The organism is Novosphingobium olei, from assembly GCF_037076535.1.
In the GTDB taxonomy this organism is placed as follows: Bacteria; Pseudomonadota; Alphaproteobacteria; order Sphingomonadales; family Sphingomonadaceae; genus Novosphingobium; species Novosphingobium olei.
Genome location: NZ_AP029021.1, coordinates 2,686,860 through 2,702,757 on the forward strand (window position 1 = coordinate 2,686,860; position 15,898 = coordinate 2,702,757).

General features: G+C 66.3%; 11 protein-coding genes. 1 reads left to right on the plus strand and 10 read right to left on the minus strand.

Annotation, left to right across the window (positions count from 1 at the left end):
• Positions 1-6: 6 nt before the first annotated feature.
• The 6 genes from AACH40_RS12645 to AACH40_RS12670 all read right to left on the minus strand — a co-directional run bounded on the left by AACH40_RS12645 (position 7) and on the right by AACH40_RS12670 (position 9,948).
• Positions 7-1,947, minus strand: coding sequence for a hypothetical protein (locus AACH40_RS12645; protein ID WP_338642708.1), 1,941 nt, complete (start codon positions 1,945-1,947; stop codon positions 7-9).
• Positions 1,944-3,941, minus strand: a complete 1,998-nt coding sequence (locus AACH40_RS12650) for a heme-binding protein (protein ID WP_338642709.1) — start codon at positions 3,939-3,941, stop codon at positions 1,944-1,946. Before AACH40_RS12650 ends, AACH40_RS12645 begins: the two co-directional genes overlap by 4 nt.
• Positions 3,941-5,368: a multiheme c-type cytochrome gene (locus AACH40_RS12655; RefSeq protein WP_338642710.1), complete on the minus strand. Its 1,428-nt coding sequence runs from the start codon at positions 5,366-5,368 to the stop codon at positions 3,941-3,943. Before AACH40_RS12655 ends, AACH40_RS12650 begins: the two co-directional genes overlap by 1 nt.
• Before the next feature lie 227 nt (positions 5,369-5,595).
• Positions 5,596-7,029 carry an aldehyde dehydrogenase family protein gene (locus AACH40_RS12660; RefSeq protein WP_338642711.1) on the minus strand — a complete coding sequence of 478 codons (1,434 nt, stop codon included), beginning with the start codon at positions 7,027-7,029 and terminating at the stop codon, positions 5,596-5,598.
• 124 nt (positions 7,030-7,153) lie between these two features.
• A complete protein-coding gene (locus tag AACH40_RS12665; RefSeq protein WP_338642712.1) occupies positions 7,154-8,818 on the minus strand; it encodes an acetolactate synthase large subunit in 1,665 nt (554 codons plus the stop codon).
• 179 nt (positions 8,819-8,997) lie between these two features.
• Positions 8,998-9,948, minus strand: a complete 951-nt coding sequence (locus AACH40_RS12670) for a D-2-hydroxyacid dehydrogenase (protein WP_338642714.1) — start codon at positions 9,946-9,948, stop codon at positions 8,998-9,000.
• Between the two features lie 58 nt (positions 9,949-10,006).
• Between AACH40_RS12670 and AACH40_RS12675 the strand changes: the two genes are divergently transcribed.
• Complete coding sequence (locus tag AACH40_RS12675; RefSeq protein WP_338642715.1) at positions 10,007-10,717, plus strand: TonB-dependent receptor; 711 nt, start codon at positions 10,007-10,009, stop codon at positions 10,715-10,717.
• 2 nt (positions 10,718-10,719) lie between these two features.
• Here AACH40_RS12675 and cysS read toward each other — a convergent pair whose 3' ends face one another.
• From cysS to AACH40_RS12695, 4 genes are all read right to left on the minus strand, one after another.
• Entirely contained in the window at positions 10,720-12,183 is a 1,464-nt protein-coding gene (cysS, locus tag AACH40_RS12680; RefSeq protein ID WP_338642717.1) for a cysteine--tRNA ligase, read from the minus strand.
• Between the two features lie 48 nt (positions 12,184-12,231).
• Positions 12,232-12,984 (minus strand): hypothetical protein, encoded by a 753-nt coding sequence (locus tag AACH40_RS12685; protein WP_169491941.1) that lies wholly within the window; start codon positions 12,982-12,984, stop codon positions 12,232-12,234.
• Positions 12,971-15,019 (minus strand): adenylate/guanylate cyclase domain-containing protein, encoded by a 2,049-nt coding sequence (locus tag AACH40_RS12690; RefSeq protein ID WP_338642719.1) that lies wholly within the window; start codon positions 15,017-15,019, stop codon positions 12,971-12,973. Before AACH40_RS12690 ends, AACH40_RS12685 begins: the two co-directional genes overlap by 14 nt.
• Positions 15,020-15,208: 189 nt before the next feature.
• Positions 15,209-15,880, minus strand: coding sequence for a nitroreductase (locus tag AACH40_RS12695; protein ID WP_338642720.1), 672 nt, complete (start codon positions 15,878-15,880; stop codon positions 15,209-15,211).
• Positions 15,881-15,898 lie beyond the last annotated feature (18 nt).

Genomic DNA, 15,898 nt, shown 5'->3' on the forward strand with positions numbered 1-15,898 from the left:
GCTCCATCAGAAAGCCAGCGTCGCGTTGGCGAGCACCGAGTAGAACTGGCGCCCGTGGTTCCTCTGGTCGAACAGGTCACGGAAGCCCGCGCCCGCCGCAAGAATCGCGCCCGACAGGCGGAACACGACGTTCTGCGCCGCCTTGGGCCGCCAGATCGAGGAGACCGAAAGGTCCCAGCCGATGGACTTGGGGATCGAGCCTTCGTTGCGCAGGACCTGCATGACCTTCGTGTTCTGGAACCAGAGATGATTGGCGTTGGCCGAGACGCGCAAGTTGGGCGTCAGGTCGAAATCTCCGCCGACCCCGGCCAGCACCGTGCCGGGATTGGTGAAGTTCGATTGCCCTTCATCCTTGGCCGAGCGCAGCGAATTGAGGATGCCGTTGCGGCCATTAACCGAGATCGCGCGGCCACCGCCGGCGAACGGGATCGACTGGCGGATCCAGTAGGACGTATCGGCCCCGGCGAACTGCGGATTTTCAAGGATGGCGTCGAACCCGCCTTCAACCTTGTCATAGGGATCGCTGTCACCGCTGGCCCACAGGCCGGAAGCGCGGAACCGCATCCAGTCCTTGTCGTAGCTGATCTCGGCTGCGGCCATGAACGCCTTGATCGTGGCGGGGCGGCTGGTGAGGAAGTTGTTCCTGTCCTCTCCCAGCGCGCCATAGACCTGGCCGGTCAGGTTGATGCGGCCAACGTGACCATCCAGCGCGTAGCCTAGGTAGACCACATCGTACTGGCGCGGGCGCAGATCGCCGAGCAGCGCGGGACGGACGGGGAAGCCGTTTTCGTCGCTGTAATAGCGATCTTCGCGGTTCATGTCGTACGTCACCGAAACCTGGCTGGTGAGGCCGACCACCGGGAAATCCTGGCGGTAGAGGTTGCCGGTGAAGATCCAGTTGCGCCGCAGCGGCTTGGTGAAGTCGTTGAGACCCGAATTGGTGTCCTTTTCGATCCGCCAGAAGGCGGCGAGGTTGAACTGCCAGCGATTGTTGTCGCGATTGCCGAACAGGCGCACGCCCAGCTGGTTGTCCTGAAACAGGAAGCCACGGAAATCGGACTGGAACGGCTGGACGCCGGCGCGCAGGCTGACGAAGTCGAAGCGCTTCGTGTCGAAACGACCGATGTGGTAATCGACGAAGGCTTCCTGAACGCCGATGAAGCCGTCGGTGCGCTTGGTGCCCTTGGAAGGTTCGACGAACAGAACGCGGCGCGCCGGCACTTCGACGTGGTTGATGTTGCCGGCCAGCACGATGCGATATTCGACCACCGGCGGCTTGAACGCGGTCAGGCCCTTGAGCAGCGAGGCGCCGACGATGAACGTCTGCGACAGCACGAGGCTGTTGGAACGGCCGAAGGTGTCGATCTCGTTCGGATTGGAGGTCGTCTGATTACCGACGGGGATCGGGAAGCTGCGCGGCTCGACCACCGTGTCGGAAATGCCGTTGAGGACGAGGAACCAGTCATCGCCCTTGAGGAAGCCCGGCCGCTTGCCGCGCGCCAGCGGCTGGTCGCCCTTGAGCAGGTTGTGGTGGAACGGATCGAGCTGCGAATGGCAGGCGGCGGCAAGGTTCGGGTAGAGCGTGAAGATCGCGCGATCGGTGACCCCGGTCTTGGCGTCCTTCTTGGGGCAGAGCGAGGAGACGATGCGCCAGCGATCGGGCACGGCGACGTCGAGGCTCAAGGAATCGAGCGGGCCTTCGCCGTCGTACTTGTCGTAGAAGGCCTCGGGCTCGGGCGCGTTGACGGCGCCGGGATTGTCCTGTTCGACCTTGTCGGGAAGCTTCTTCTCGAAGCCCGGACGGCGCCGTCCGTCGAGCAGCACGTCATCGGCGGTGGCATTGCCGGGGGCAGCGCTCGCCCCTTCCGGGGCTGGCGCCGGATCGGCCTGCGCCACCGGTGCCGACAGCACCAGCGCCGGAGCGAGAAGGAGCGAAGCCGCGATCACAGGCCCTCGCAGACGTTCTGGTCGCTGGTATCGAGGAACGGCGCGAACGGGCAATTGACGTAGCGCAGCCGCACGCCATTGCCCACGTTCACCACGATCGTATCGGCGCGTATGTCCTTGGGCGCGTTGCCGATGCTGCCCACCTTGACCCCGCCGTTGTTGGTGCCGAGGAAGGCGATCATGTCGTCCTGGTCGATGCCGTCGCCCGAAATGCCGATCGCGCCCACGAGTTGCGTGCCGCGATAGATCGGCACAGAGCCGGGGAAGATCTGGATGCCGTTGGCCAGCCGCTTCTTGCCGTTGGGCGCATCGGGCACGTTCGAACACTGCTGCTTGACGTCGCGCGCGTTGAGCGAGCCTTCGACGAAAACCGCGTGCTGCACGACGTCGGCCTTGATCAGCGCCGTCTGCAGGCCGGTTGCGAACGGGCTCCACTGGTCGATGGGCAGCGACAGGGGACCGTTCGGCCGGCCCACCTCGCCATCGGGGAAATAGGGCCGCGACAGGTTACCGCCCGAACGGTCGGCAAAGGCCTTGGTCCCGGTCAGCGCCTGCGGATCGCCAAGGAAGGTGCGCACCGCATCGACGAAGGCAGGCACGCCCGCATCGAGATCGCCCTGCAATTGCGCGGCGGCGACCTTGTTCGAGAAGAACGCCGCGGTGCGCGCCTTCTGCAGCGAAACGTCGGTGCCGAAGATCGGCGCATCTGGCCCGCGGACCACCCCGAGCGGGGTGCCATAGGTATCGACCACCGAGAGCGAGACTTCGGCGCGGCTGTCGAGCGGGCGGCGGATCTGGGCGCGGGCGCGGCTCATCACCTTGAACGCCTCTTCCAGCACCGCGCGCACTTCGGCGGCGGTCAGCGGCTGGGCGACGTCGGCGGCATCGGTCCCGCCCCGGATGGGGTAGCGATTGTTGCCAGATCCGTCGGTCAGCACGAAGGCATCCGGGTTCGAGAATTCGCTGCTGGTGGCGTAGCGGAATCCGCTTGCCTCGGTGCCGTAGGCCGTGCCCGGCAGGATCGCCTTGCCATCGAAGTAGCCGTTTACGGGGACGAGCGTGCCCGCCGTACCGGCGATCGCGGCATAGTCGCTCTTGAGCGTGTGCAGCCCTTCGACGCGGGCATCGGAGAAACGCAGCGTGGTGCCATCGACCGGGATCTTGTCGGCGCGGATCGCATCGTCGGGCGCAAAGCCTTGGATCCCGGCCAGCGCTTCGTATTCCTCGACATCGCCGTCGACGTTGCTGACGTCGCGATCGAAGGCATAGTCGCCGTCGGCCATCACCCCGATGCCGCCGACCACCACGCCGTTCTTGTAGAGCGGCAAGCCGCCGGGGTCCGCCGAAAGGCCGATGGGCGAGCGTTTGGGCCCGATGAATGCGCCCGATCCTGCGTTGCCGGCGGCATAGCGGGTGTTGAGGTCGGAACAGGGCAGCTGGCTGAACTGCACCCCGAACAGCGGTCCGCTTTCGAGCCCCGGCGTGTTGGGCGCGGGCGGAAAGTGCTGCTGCACGATCATGCTGGCGGTGCGGGTGGAAAAGGCGTTGCCGCTCGACGAGAGATAGGCCGCGGTGACGGCCTTGGCGATCGCGCCCATCGAGGCTTCGACGTTGACACCCTGGAAACCGGTCGGCGTGGCGTTCTCGGTGCCGGCGCCGGTGATCTTGCTGAAGATCATCCGCGTCGGCGCGCCGTTCATGCGATAGACCGCGAGCACGTTGCCGACCCGGTCCACCACCGCGATCACGGCGGGGTAGTTCAGCGCCTGCGCTTCGCCCACCGCCTGCGCGATGACCTTCTGCACGTCACCAACGGTGAGCGCTTCGGAGGCAAGTGTCGGGTAGACCCGCGCGCTCCCCGGGGGGGACGTGGGCGTGGGCGTGGGCGTGGGGGCGACGGATCCGGAAGAATCCCCGCCGCCGCAGCCGGCAAGCGCAAGCGACAGGGCCGCAACGATCCCGGTCACGGGCTGGCGGAACGCGGCAAGGCCCATCAGCGAAGGCTCCGGATCGAACGGATGGCGCCGCCCAGCGCCTGTCGGAAGGCGATCGGGCGGTAGCTGTTGGGCTCCTTCACCGCGGCATAGGCCTGGTTGATCTGCACCCTGAGGCCAGAGGCCGCGCCGGTGCTGACCATGCCGGAGTTGACCATGCCGTTGAGCAGGGTGTCGATCGCCATGACCGACTGGACCGAGCCTTCGTAGTCGGTGAAGCGGTCCGAGATTGCGTCGCTGGCGATGGCATCCATGATCGCGAACGTGCGCTCGCGGCCGAATTCGGCGCCGGCCATGCGGGTCGACAGGGCCTGCGCGCTCTGGCGCAGGGCCTGCGCGGCGCTGACCGTTTCGGCACGGCCCACGCCCATCGCGCGATGGAAGGCCTTGGCCCGCGCGTCGAATTCGCCCGCCAGATCGGGCGCGACGACCCGCGCGGCGGCGAGCAGCATGATCATGTTCTCGTCGTTGAACGGCGGCATGCCCTGCGCGATCGGCCGGCCCGGGTTGGGAACGGCGGTCACGTGCGCGTCCTCGCCATCGATGATCCGGCGGTGGCACGAATGGCAATCGTAGAAGGTGAATTCGGGGAAGATCCCGTTGCTGGCCTTGGCCGGCTGGCTGAACAGTTCGAGGCTACGGGTCACGGCCTGGGCCTGGCCCACGGCCCACATCCGCATCGAATTGGTGCGGCCACCCTTGCGCTGGACGTAGTCGGCATCTTCGTCGTGGTGCATCTGCAGCGTCGAGAACAGGTCGAGCTCGAACGAGATGCGCGGGTGGCCGGCGGCCATGATGCGGTGCGCGATGAACTGGCCCCGCCCGTCGCCCGAAAGGTGGCAATCGAGGCAGACGCTGGCGCGCGTTGCCGGATTGACCAGATCGGTCATCCCTTGCGCCACGTTGCGGCGATGGCTCGCCCCGACGGCGTAGTGCGTCGAGAGCCAGCCGCCCGCGGGGCCGTGGCAGGCTTCGCAGTCGACCCCGTCGGACAGGCGCCCACGCCCCGTGGCAGCGGCGGGCGATGCGTGGCAGCCGGCGCATTCGCGCTGCACGCCCGCGGCATCGAGGCCGAGGTGGCGGGCAATCTCGCGCCCGCGCGGACCTTCGACCACGCGCCAGGCGCGGCTGTGCGCGCCGGCGGGCGAACTGTCTTCCTGCCAGCGGGCGATCTCGTCCTGACGCACGGGCGTGCCGCTCGGCACCGAGCGGCCGTGGCAGGTCGACCCGGCACAGGATGCGACACCCATGTGCGCGCGCAGCGATGCGGCCGTGCTCTCTGCCTTCAGCGGGGCGGGTGCGAACAGCGCGGCGCAAAGGGCAGCGACAGCCATGGCAAGGCACAGCAGGCCGGCCGCGAAAGCGGACCGCGGCGTGTCCCGCCAGGCAGCGCTAAGCTGCCGCAACAACGTGGAAATGCCCTGCATTGCCCCTCGTTCCCACCGCGATCACGGGCCCGCCGACGCTGTTGCGCCTGGCGACCGGTTTTCACGGAAGTTTTAGCAATGCGACCCCTTTCGCCCAGCCTAGGCTGGACACACCGCCGGTTCAAGAGCCGAATTGGCCCGTTGTCCCCGGTGAAATCGGCATTCCGAACAAGCCCTTGCCCCGCCCCGCCGTGCACCAGACCGCCACGGCGCGGGCGAAGGCCGATTCAGGCGCGACGGATCACGAGGTTGCGGATCTCGGTCATGTCTTCCATCGCGAAGCGCACGCCTTCGCGGCCAAGGCCCGAATCCTTGACCCCGCCATAGGGCATGTTGTCGACGCGGTAGGACGAAACGTCGTTGACCACCACGCCGCCGACCTCGAGTTCGTCCCACGCGTCGAGCACCTTGTGCAGATCGCGCGTGAACAGGCCGGCCTGCAGGCCGAACTTCGAATCGTTCACCTCGGCCAGCGCTTCTTCCCAGGTGCGGAACTTCGACAGCGTGACGACCGGACCGAATGCCTCCTCGACATAGAGATCCGACGTGCGATCGACGTTCTCGAGCAGGGCGGCCTCCAGCATGGCGCCTTCGCAACCGCCGCCTGCCAGAAGGCGAGCGCCGCCCGCAACCGCGGTATCGATCCAGCCCTTCAGCCGGCTGGCCTCCTTCTGCGAGATCATCGGGCCGATGAACGTATCGCGGTTCTTGGGGTCGCCGGCGACGAGCGTCCGGACCTTGGCCGTGAGCATGTCGCGGAAAGTGTCGTAGATGTCCTCGTGGATGATCACCCGCTGGACGTGGATGCAGCTCTGGCCCGACTGGTAGTATCCGCCGAAGATGATCCGGGCGAGCGCGTGATCAAGATCAGCATCCTTGTCGACGACGACGGCCGCATTGCCGCCCAGTTCGAGGACGACCTTCTTCTTGCCCGCCTTTGCCTTCAGGTCCCAGCCGACGCCCGGTGAACCGGTGAAGGACAGAAGCTTGAGCCGCTCGTCGGTGGTGAACAGGTCGGCACCGTCGCGGCTGGCGGGCAGGATCGAGAACGCGCCTTCGGGCAGCACGTCGCATTCGGCCAGCACTTCGCCCATGATGATCGCGCCGAGCGGGGTGAGGCTGGCAGGCTTCATCACGAAGGGGCAGCCGACCGCGATGGCGGGCGCGATCTTGTGCGCGGCAAGGTTCAGCGGAAAGTTGAACGGGCTGATGAAGCTGCACGGGCCGATCGGCACGCGCTTCCACATGCCCATGTAGCCCTTGGCGCGCGGGGATATGTCGAGTGGCTGGACTTCGCCGTAGTTGCGCGTGGCTTCTTCCGCCGCGATGCGGAAGGTATCGATCAGGCGCCCGACCTCGCCTTCGGAATCGGCGATGGGCTTGCCCGCCTCGACGCACAGGGCATAGGCCAGCTCGTCCTTGCGCTCGGTAAAGCGGCTGACGCAGTGATCGAGCACGTCGCGCTTTTCGTAGGAAGCGAGCCTGGCCATGGCAGGCGCGGCGCGCACGGCTCCGGCGATCGCTTCATCGATCACATCGGGCGTCGCAAGCGCGGTGCGAAACGCGACCTCCCCGGTGAACTTGTCGGTCACCGCAAGATCGGTGTTCGGCTGCACCGCCTTGTTGTTGAGATAGAGCGGGTAGACGTCCTTGAGCTTCATGAGGGCCTTCCAATCTCCGTCATCCCGGGCCTGACCCGGGATCCCGCTTTCTTCCTTCCCGCCGCGAGAACAAGCGGGACCCCGGCTCAAGGCCGGGGTGACGACATTGTTCCCGCCGCGATCCCTACAGCGCCTTCGAAAGTTCCTTGATGTCCTTGTTCAGGATCTGGTCGTTCTGCGAATAATCGACCGGACAGTCGATCAGGTGCACGCCCGGCGTATCGCGGCAATGCGCCAGCAACTCCTTGAGGTGGGTGGCACTTTCGACACGGTAGCCCTTGGCCCCGTAGCTTTCGGCATACTTCACGAAGTCGGGGTTGTTGTAGGTCAGGCCGAAGTCCTCGAAACCCATGTTGGCCTGCTTCCAGCGGATCATGCCATAGGCGCTGTCGTTGAGGATCAGCACGGTGAGGTTGAGCCCCAGGCGCACTGCGGTCTCCATCTCCTGGCTGTTCATCATGAACCCGCCGTCGCCGCAGATCGCCATCACCTTGCGATCCGGATAGAGCATCGCGCTCATCATCGCCGAGGGCAGCCCCGCCCCCATCGTCGCCAGCGCGTTGTCGAGCAGCACGGTGTTGGGCTGGTAGGCGGTGTAGCCGCGCGCGAACCAGATCTTGTAGACCCCGTTGTCGAGGCAGATGATCCCGTCTTCCGGCATCGTATCGCGCACCGATTGCACCAGGTGCGGCGGAAACACCGGGAAGCGGGCATCGGCGGCAAGTGGCGCGGTGTGGGCAACTTCCGCCGCGCGATAGGACAGCATCTTGTCGAAATTCCACGCAGGATTCGGCGTGATCGCTTCCTTCATCTGCCAGATGGCGTTGGCGATATCACCGATCACCTCGATGCTGGGGAAATAGACCGGATCGACTTCGGCCGTCTTGGTCGACACGTGGATGACGGGCGTTCCCCCTTCGCGCATGAAGAACGGCGGCTTTTCGATCACGTCGTGGCCGACGTTGATGATCAGGTCCGCATCCTCCACCGCGCGGTGCACGAAATCGCCCGCCGACAGCGCCGCGCAGCCGAGGAAGCGCGGGTGACGTTCGTCGATCACGCCCTTGCCCAGCTGCGTGGTGAGGAAGGGGATGCCGGTCTTCTCGACGAATTCGCGCAGCATCTTGCCGGTCATCTTGCGGTTCGCGCCCGCGCCGATCACCAGCACCGGCGCATTGGCACCTTCCAATGCGGCGACGGCCTGCTGGATCGATTTCACGTCGGCGGTCGGCCGGCGCACCTGGCTGCGCTTCAGCGGCACCGAGGTGGTGTGCTCGTCGGCGATGTCCTCGGGCAGTTCGATGTGGGTCGCGCCGGGCTTTTCCTCTTCCGCAAGGCGATAGGCTTCGCGCACGCGGCTGGGGATGTTGTCCGAGCTTGCCATCTGGTGGGTGAACTTGGTGATCGGCTGCATCATCGAGACGACGTCGAGGATCTGGAAGCGGCCCTGCTTGGACTTCTTGATCGGCTTCTGCCCGGTGATCATCAGCATCGGCATGCCGCCGAGCGTGGCATAGGCCGCAGCGGTGACGAAGTTGGTCGCCCCCGGCCCCAGCGTCGCGATGCACACCCCGGTCTTGCCGGTGTGCCGCCCATACGTTGCCGCCATGAAGCCCGCACCCTGTTCGTGGCGGGTAAGGATCAGCTTGATCTGCTTCGAGCGCGAAAGCGAATCGAGAAAGTCGAGGTTCTCCTCGCCCGGAACGCCGAAGATGTATTCGCAGCCCTCTTCTTCCAGGCACTGCACGAAGAGGTCGGACGCCTTGGTCCCTGCACCGTTTTCCGCCATTCGGATCGCTCCCGCACTTCAGGAAAACGCGCGGGGCCACCGGCGCTCCTTCTCCCCAACGTCGCGACCCACGGGGCGGTCCGGTCGTTCAAAGGCCCATGCCTGGCCTGCCCCCTGAGGCAAGGCGTATCAAAGCCGGGCCCCCGCGTCACCCCATCCGATCGACGACAGGAAAAGAGTCAGTAGCCAAGCGCGAGGTCGACCTGCGGTGACAGCGGCTCACCCCGACGATAGCGTTCGAGGTTTTCGAGGAAACGCGCCGCCGAGCGCTGGAACATCTTGTCCTGCGCCCGGCCCGAAAGGTGCATCGTGACGTGCGCATTGGGCAGCGCCCACAGCGGATGATCGGCGGGCAGCGGCTCGGGCGTGGTCACGTCGAGGAACGCCGCGCCGATGCGCATCGCCTCAAGCGCTTCGACCAGCGCCGCCTGATCGACCACGGTGCCGCGCGCGACGTTGACCAGCACCGCGCCGGACTTCATCGCGGCAAGCTCGGCCGCGCCGATCATGCCGTCGGTTTCGGCCGTTGCGGGCACGGCAAGGATAACCCAGTCAAACGTGCCAAGCTGCGCGCGCCATGCGTCGGGGCCGAGCGCGCCCTCCCCGCCCGAACGGCGCACCTTCACCACCTCGACATCCATCGCCGAAAGGATGCGGTCGACCCGCTGCCCGATCGCGCCATAGCCCAGCAGCAGCGCGCGGCTGCCGGCAAGTTCGACCTTGCCGGGCGAATCCATGAGCCACTCATGCCGATCCTGCGCGCGCACCACCTCGCGATAGCCCTTGGCCACGGTCAGCATGCCCATCACCACATATTCGGCGATGGTCACCGCGTTGATGCCGACGCCGTTGGTGTAGATCACGCCACGCTCCGCCATGACATCGAGCGGCATGCCATCGACCCCGGCGTAGATCGAGTTCAGCCAGCGCAGCTTCGTCGCGCGCCGCACCGCCTCGGCCATCGGGGCCTTCTTGTCGAGATCGAACCAGCCGATCTCCGCTTCGGGCGCGAGGTCGAACAGTTCCTCGGTATGGCGAAACGTCCGCAGATCGACCCAGTCGGGCAAGCGCGACGCAATCAGCGGCGCAACCATGGCATTGGCGACGAGGATGGTTCGACCGGCTGTCATTGACTTCGCTCTCCTGCTCGCGTTCTTTTGCAACTACGCTAGCGGGGAGAGCACAGAGGTGAAGGCAGTTTTTTCGTTGGCACTGACTGCCACCATGCTTTTGTCGACAACCACCGCTCTCGCCCAAGCAGAAATGAGCGAGATCATAGTGACCGCGCAACGGCGCGAAGCCGATGATTTCGATATAAACCGCCCCGCCGTCGGCCTTCGCCGCACTGCCGATTTCGCCGTCCAGGAAGTGACCATCACCGGAGATACCCGCGATCCGGAAAAGCGGGCCAGTGAGATCTATGCCATGCTCGCTTCCGCCATCGAGGCTGCACCCAAGGCTGGCGTCGCGTTGGCGTTCGGCGAAACCACGATCCAGGCGGTCACTCTCAAGAACTACCGCGACTTGTCGCTCGCTCGGGACAATCGTCCGGATTCCCAGAAGATCGTCTTCCTGGTGAAAGCGCCTTTGCAGTCTGGCGGCGATGCAAGGGGCGCACAAGGCAGGATCAATACCTTCGTGAAATCAGTCCAGCCTGCCGGGCGTGCGCTGATGGAAACGACTGGCGACCTCAGCCTCTCGATTGTCGGGCCCGACCAGTACCGTCCGGCCATTGCCGATATCGTTGCCGCCGACGCCAAGACAATGGCTGCCAAGTTGGGACCAGATTATGGAGTAGAGATCGAAGGTCTGAATCGTCCAGTAGAATGGGCGCGCGCGGGGCTGTCGGAGGTTCTGCTGTACATACCGTACAAGCTGACGATCGTCCCGAAGCGGTAGCCTCAGCCCACCTTCCATTCCCAGCCGAGCGGATCGCCGTCCATCACCTCGACGCCCTTGGCGGCAAGTTCATCGCGCAGAGCATCGGAGCGGGCGAAATCCTTTTCGGCGCGCGCCGCCTTGCGTTCCGCAAGCACCGCCTCGATCTCGGCTTCGTCGATCTCGACACCCTTGGGGCGCAGGCGCAGCGCAGCGCGATCGAGATCGAGCAGGTCCAGCCCGAGCACCGCATCGACCGCCGCGATTGCCGCGAGCTTTTCTGCCGGATCGACCTTCTTCACCGCCACGATCTCGTCGAGCACGGTCAGCGCCACCGACGTATTGAGATCGTCTGAAATCGCGGCGTCGAACTTGTCGAGCAGGGGCGCGAACTTCGGCCCCGGCGCGGTTTGGGCGGCATCACCTGCCCGCTCTTTCAGTTGCGCCACGGCCAGCACTAGCCGCTTGAGCCGGGTCAGCGCGGCGCCCAGCCCATCCCAGCTGAATTCCAGCTCGCTGCGATAGTGCGCCTGCAGGCACAGCATTCGGTAGGCGAGCGGGTGGTAGCCCTTGTCGATCAGCAGTTGCAGCCGCAGGAATTCCCCCGACGACTTGCTCATCTTGCCGCTGCGTTCGACCAGGAAGTTGTTGTGCATCCACACTTTCGCGCCGCTGTTGCTCGGCACCGAAAGCCCGTTGGTGCAGCAGAACGCCTGGTTCTGCGCGATCTCGTTGGGGTGGTGGATTTCGCGGTGGTCGATGCCGCCGGTGTGGATATCGAAGGGGAAGCCGAGAACTTCGCCCGACATGACCGAGCATTCGAGATGCCAGCCCGGCGCGCCGCGACCCCAGGGGCTGTCCCATTCCATCTGCCGCGTCTCGCCCGCCGGAGTCTTGCGCCAGATCGCGAAGTCGGCGGCGTTGCGCTTGCCTTCTACCGCCTCGATGCGCCCCTCCCCTTCCTCGGTCTGCGCGCGCGCCAGCCGGCCATAGTCGGCCACGGTCGAAACGTCGAAGTAGAGCCCGCTGTCCAGCTCGTAGCAGTGCTGCGGTGCGATCTTCTTCGCAAAGTCGATCATCGCAGGCACATAGTCGGTGGCGATCGTCCAGCGCGCCGGCTGGCGGATGTTGAGCGCGCGCACATCGGCCCAGTAGGCCTGCTTGTAATGCTCGGCGATGTCCCAGATCGACTGCTTCTGAGCCGCCGCCATCCGCTCCATCTTGTCCTCGCCATCGTCCGCATCGTCGATCAGGTGGCCGACGTCGGTGATGTTGATGACGTGGGCGAGCTTGTAGCCCTTGAAGCTCAGCGTCCGCCCCAGAACGTCGGCAAAGACATAGGCGCGCATGTTGCCGATGTGGGGATAGTTGTAGACCGTCGGCCCGCACGAATAGACGCGCGCCTCCCCCTCGTGCACCGGCACGAAGGGTTCAAGGGCGCGGGTCAGGCTGTTGAACAGCGTCAGCGGGCGGGCAGCGTTTTCCATGGCCAAGCGCCTTGCCCGCTCCGGGCGCTTTCGGTCAAGCGCGGCGGTTCAGCCGCCGACGGCGCTGTTGGCCATCACATCGAGCTGCGCGGTGCAGCCGCTGTCGGCCAGCAGGCTCGCCATGCCGAGCCCGTCAGTCGGCACTTGCGCCAGCAGCTTGATCTTGATCGCCACGGTGCGGCCAACCGGGTTGCGGAAGCCATAGGACTGCCCATCGATGATCGGCAGCGTGTCGCTGGGCCACAGCTTGAGCGGATTGCCCGCATTCCACGTGACATCGGCGCTGGTGCCATCAGCGCCCGTCAGCTTGCCCATGCCGGTTTCGACTGCATCGGGGCGCCACAGCACCACCTGGCGCGGATCGGCGACGCAGAAGGTGCCGCCCTTGGTCACGTCCAGGTACCAGATCGAATCCGGCCCGCTCGCCGGCTCGGCGGCAGGAACGGGCGCGCCGCGTACCGCCCCGGTGCGCACGCGGGCGCCGCCCGGAACCGTCGCCATCTGCGCCACGGCCAGCGCGCCAGCCTGATCGCGGCTGACCGCAGCAGTCACCGGGAACGCGCCAGGGCCGTTGAGCACGCGGGTGCCCGACTTGTCGATCACGGTGACATGGTCGCCCGCCTTGAGCGCCAGCGTCCCGCTGGCCGGCAGCTTCTTGCCCATCGGGTACTGCGCGGCCGAAGGTCCGGTCGAGCGCACCACGACGGCCTGCGCCATCGCCGCATGGCCCGCCACGAGCGCGAGCGCGCCGGCGGCGAGGGCAAGGGGCTTGCGGAGCTTGGCGGCATCAACCCAGGGCATGACTTTCTCCTTCGTGCGCTTGTGCAAGGCGGGCGGCAAGATTCGCCAGCGCCCGATCATCCTTAGCGGCTTGCGTGATTCGTTCTGTGACGTTGCGCACCGCCACGCCATCGCCGTTACGGTGAGCCGCGACCAGCTCTTCGGCCAGCACAGCTTCGCGCGCATCACCGGGCGGCAGCGGCTCGAACACCTCGACCGGGGTGGAGCGGCCGCGCAGCGTGACCGTGCCCATCGGGCGGAAACGCGGCTGGCCGGCACGATCGCTCGCCTGGCCCACGTGCTCCAGCGCCTCGCGGCTGACCAGCACGGTGGTGTCGAGCGTCTTGTTCGCGCCTTCCAGCCGCGCGGCGGTGTTCATCGCATCGCCCAGCGCGGTATACTGGATCCGCCCCTCGCCGCCGAAATTGCCGACGATCGCCTCGCCATAATGAACGCCCACGCGGGTGCGACCAATCGGCGGCACGCCTTCGGGCACGGCACGGCGGAACTCCTCGCCCGCCTGGTACATCGCGATGGCGGCGGCGATCGCGCGCTCGCCATCGTCGGGCTTGGCGAGCGGCGCGCCCCAGAACGCAACAACGGCATCGCCCACGAACTTGTCGAGCGTGCCGCCGTACTGCAGCACCACCGCCGAAAGCCGGTCGAGATAATCGTTGAGCAGGCGCGCGATCATCTCCGGCTCGACCGCATGGGTCAGCTTGGTGAACCCTTCGAGATCGGAGAACAGGCAGAAGATCGCGCGCTTTTCACCATGCAACTGCAACCGTTCGGGGTTGCGCATGATCTCGTTGGCGATCGAGGCGGGCAGGTACTTGCCCAGCGCCCCCTGTGCGAATTCGCGCTGCGCGGCGTTGAGTGCGCGCAAGGCCGAACTGACCGCCAGGTAGCCGAGCAGCCAGCCCACGAACCAGCCGAACGCCGGCAGGTTCAACGTGTCGAACCCGGCGCGCTGCATCACGAAGGGCAGCAGCAGCACGACGCCAAGCTGCACCACCACGAACAGCGAAAGCAGCCATGTGCGCGCCCGGGCGAGCGCGGTCAGCGCGCCCAGCCCCACGGCCAGCAACGCAAAGCCGAGCTTGGCGACCATCGGCACATCGCGCGGCCGCGCATGGTCGAGCACTTGCGCCAGCATCGCGGCATGGATGGCAACGCCGATCGTCTGGGTTTCGCCCATGATGCGCGTGTTGGTGCGGGTGAACGGCGTGTCGAACTTGTCGAAATCGGAAAAGTGCGCGCCGATCAGCACATAGCGGCCCTTGATCTGCTCCTGCGCGAAGGCGGCCGTTTCGGGATCGGCGACGAAGTCGATCGGCAGCTCGTCAAACACCGGGCGGTCGCTCGAAGCGGGGCGTCGGAAGCGGATCGGGCCGGTATAGCCGGTAAAGCGGGAATCGCTCTCTCCGGTCGCCTCGGTCATCGCCATCGACAGCAGCAGCGGCATCCCCGGCTTGCGCGCCGGCCAGCGCCGCGAGACGTTGTCGTAATCGTTGTCGAGCAGGATGGACGCCGGGCGTACGGTAGGCCCGCGCACTGCTGCGATGGTGCGGCGCAGGTCCTGTTCCTGCTCCCAGGTGATGTTCTCGGGGCTCGCCTTGTTGGTGGTGAAGGCGAGGAATACCGGCACCTTCACTTGCGCCAGCGCGGCATGGAGCACAGGATCGTCGGCCTGCGGACTGTCGAGCAGCACGTCGACGCCCACCGCCTTGGCGCCCAGCTTGTCGATATTGGCGATCGCCTGCGCCATCATCGTGCGGTCCACGGGCGAGATCTTGCCCGTCTTGCGGTTGGTATCGGGGGTATAGACCACCAGCGTGATGCGCTTGTCGGTATCGACCGCCCGCGCCAGCGTCGCCACGCGCAAGTCGTAGAGCGCGGATTCGGCGTCGCGCAGCAGCGGCAGCCGCCAGCTGACCAGCGCCACCAGCACACCGATCGCCAGCAGCAGCAGCAGGACCGCCACGCGCTGCAGGCCGAGCTGGCGCGTGCCACCGGCAAGGCGCTGGCCGATCGGCTGGTCCTGGCTGTCCGGCATCGTCGGCTTCCCCCTTCCCCAACGCGCGCTTCCCCGGCACGCGTCCCCGCAGCCGGTTATGGACGCGTGCGCGCCCCACGCAAGCGCCATTGGCGCAATGGCGGAGCTAGCGCATTGGCGTCCAAGCGAATTGTACGAACCCGACGTCCGCGGGCGCAGCGTCCCGGCGGCGCCGGGGCCGCCTGCGGGTCAGAAGCCTTCGAACCGCACCGCTTCGGACAGCGGCGCGCGCGGCACCGGGAAGGCGTTGATCGGATCGCTTTCGTCGCGCTTGCCGATCGACAGGCCACAGAAGAACACGTGGTCTTCGGGAATATCGACGCAGGCGCGGATCTGCTTCTGGTAGATCGCCCAGGCTTCCTGAGCGCAGGAATCGAGCCCCTCCTCGCGCAGCAACAGCATGACCGTCTGCAACCACATGCCGATGTCCGACCATTGCGGCGGGCCCATGTAGCGCGGCGTGTGGACCAGCATCAGGACCGGCGCGTCAAAGGCGCGGAAGTTGGCCATGAAGCGCGACAGGCGGCCCTTCTTGTCCTCGCGCGGGATGTTCAGCGCAGCATACATCGCCTCGCCCACGCCAAACCGGCGCTCGGCATAGGCGCCGTCCAGCTCGGGCGGATAGATGTTGTATTCGGGCGCGTGCGCCTTGGTGCCTTCCGGGATCACCTTGGCCGTCTCTTCCACCAAACGCTTCAGCGGCTCGCCCGCGATCACCACCGCATGCCACGGCTGGGTGTTGCCGCCCGACGGCGAACGCTGCGCCTTTTCGAGCACGCGCTCGATCACGGTGCGATCGATCGCATCGGGCAGGAAGGCGCGGATCGAGCGCCGCGTCTCGACAGCTTGGGAAACGTCCATGGTGTTGTTCCGGTGATT

What these genes read in the sequence shown, in the direction of transcription:
- AACH40_RS12670 (WP_338642714.1), bottom strand. Translation starts at nt 9,948, where the DNA reads ATGACAGCCGGTCGAACCATCCTCGTCGCCAATGCCATGGTTGCGCCG.
- AACH40_RS12685 (WP_169491941.1), bottom strand. Translation starts at nt 12,984, where the DNA reads ATGCCCTGGGTTGATGCCGCCAAGCTCCGCAAGCCCCTTGCCCTCGCC.
- AACH40_RS12650 (WP_338642709.1), bottom strand. Translation starts at nt 3,941, where the DNA reads ATGGGCCTTGCCGCGTTCCGCCAGCCCGTGACCGGGATCGTTGCGGCC.
- cysS (WP_338642717.1), bottom strand. Translation starts at nt 12,183, where the DNA reads ATGGAAAACGCTGCCCGCCCGCTGACGCTGTTCAACAGCCTGACCCGC.
- AACH40_RS12665 (WP_338642712.1), bottom strand. Translation starts at nt 8,818, where the DNA reads ATGGCGGAAAACGGTGCAGGGACCAAGGCGTCCGACCTCTTCGTGCAG.
- AACH40_RS12690 (WP_338642719.1), bottom strand. Translation starts at nt 15,019, where the DNA reads ATGCCGGACAGCCAGGACCAGCCGATCGGCCAGCGCCTTGCCGGTGGC.
- AACH40_RS12695 (WP_338642720.1), bottom strand. Translation starts at nt 15,880, where the DNA reads ATGGACGTTTCCCAAGCTGTCGAGACGCGGCGCTCGATCCGCGCCTTC.
- AACH40_RS12655 (WP_338642710.1), bottom strand. Translation starts at nt 5,368, where the DNA reads ATGCAGGGCATTTCCACGTTGTTGCGGCAGCTTAGCGCTGCCTGGCGG.
- AACH40_RS12660 (WP_338642711.1), bottom strand. Translation starts at nt 7,029, where the DNA reads ATGAAGCTCAAGGACGTCTACCCGCTCTATCTCAACAACAAGGCGGTG.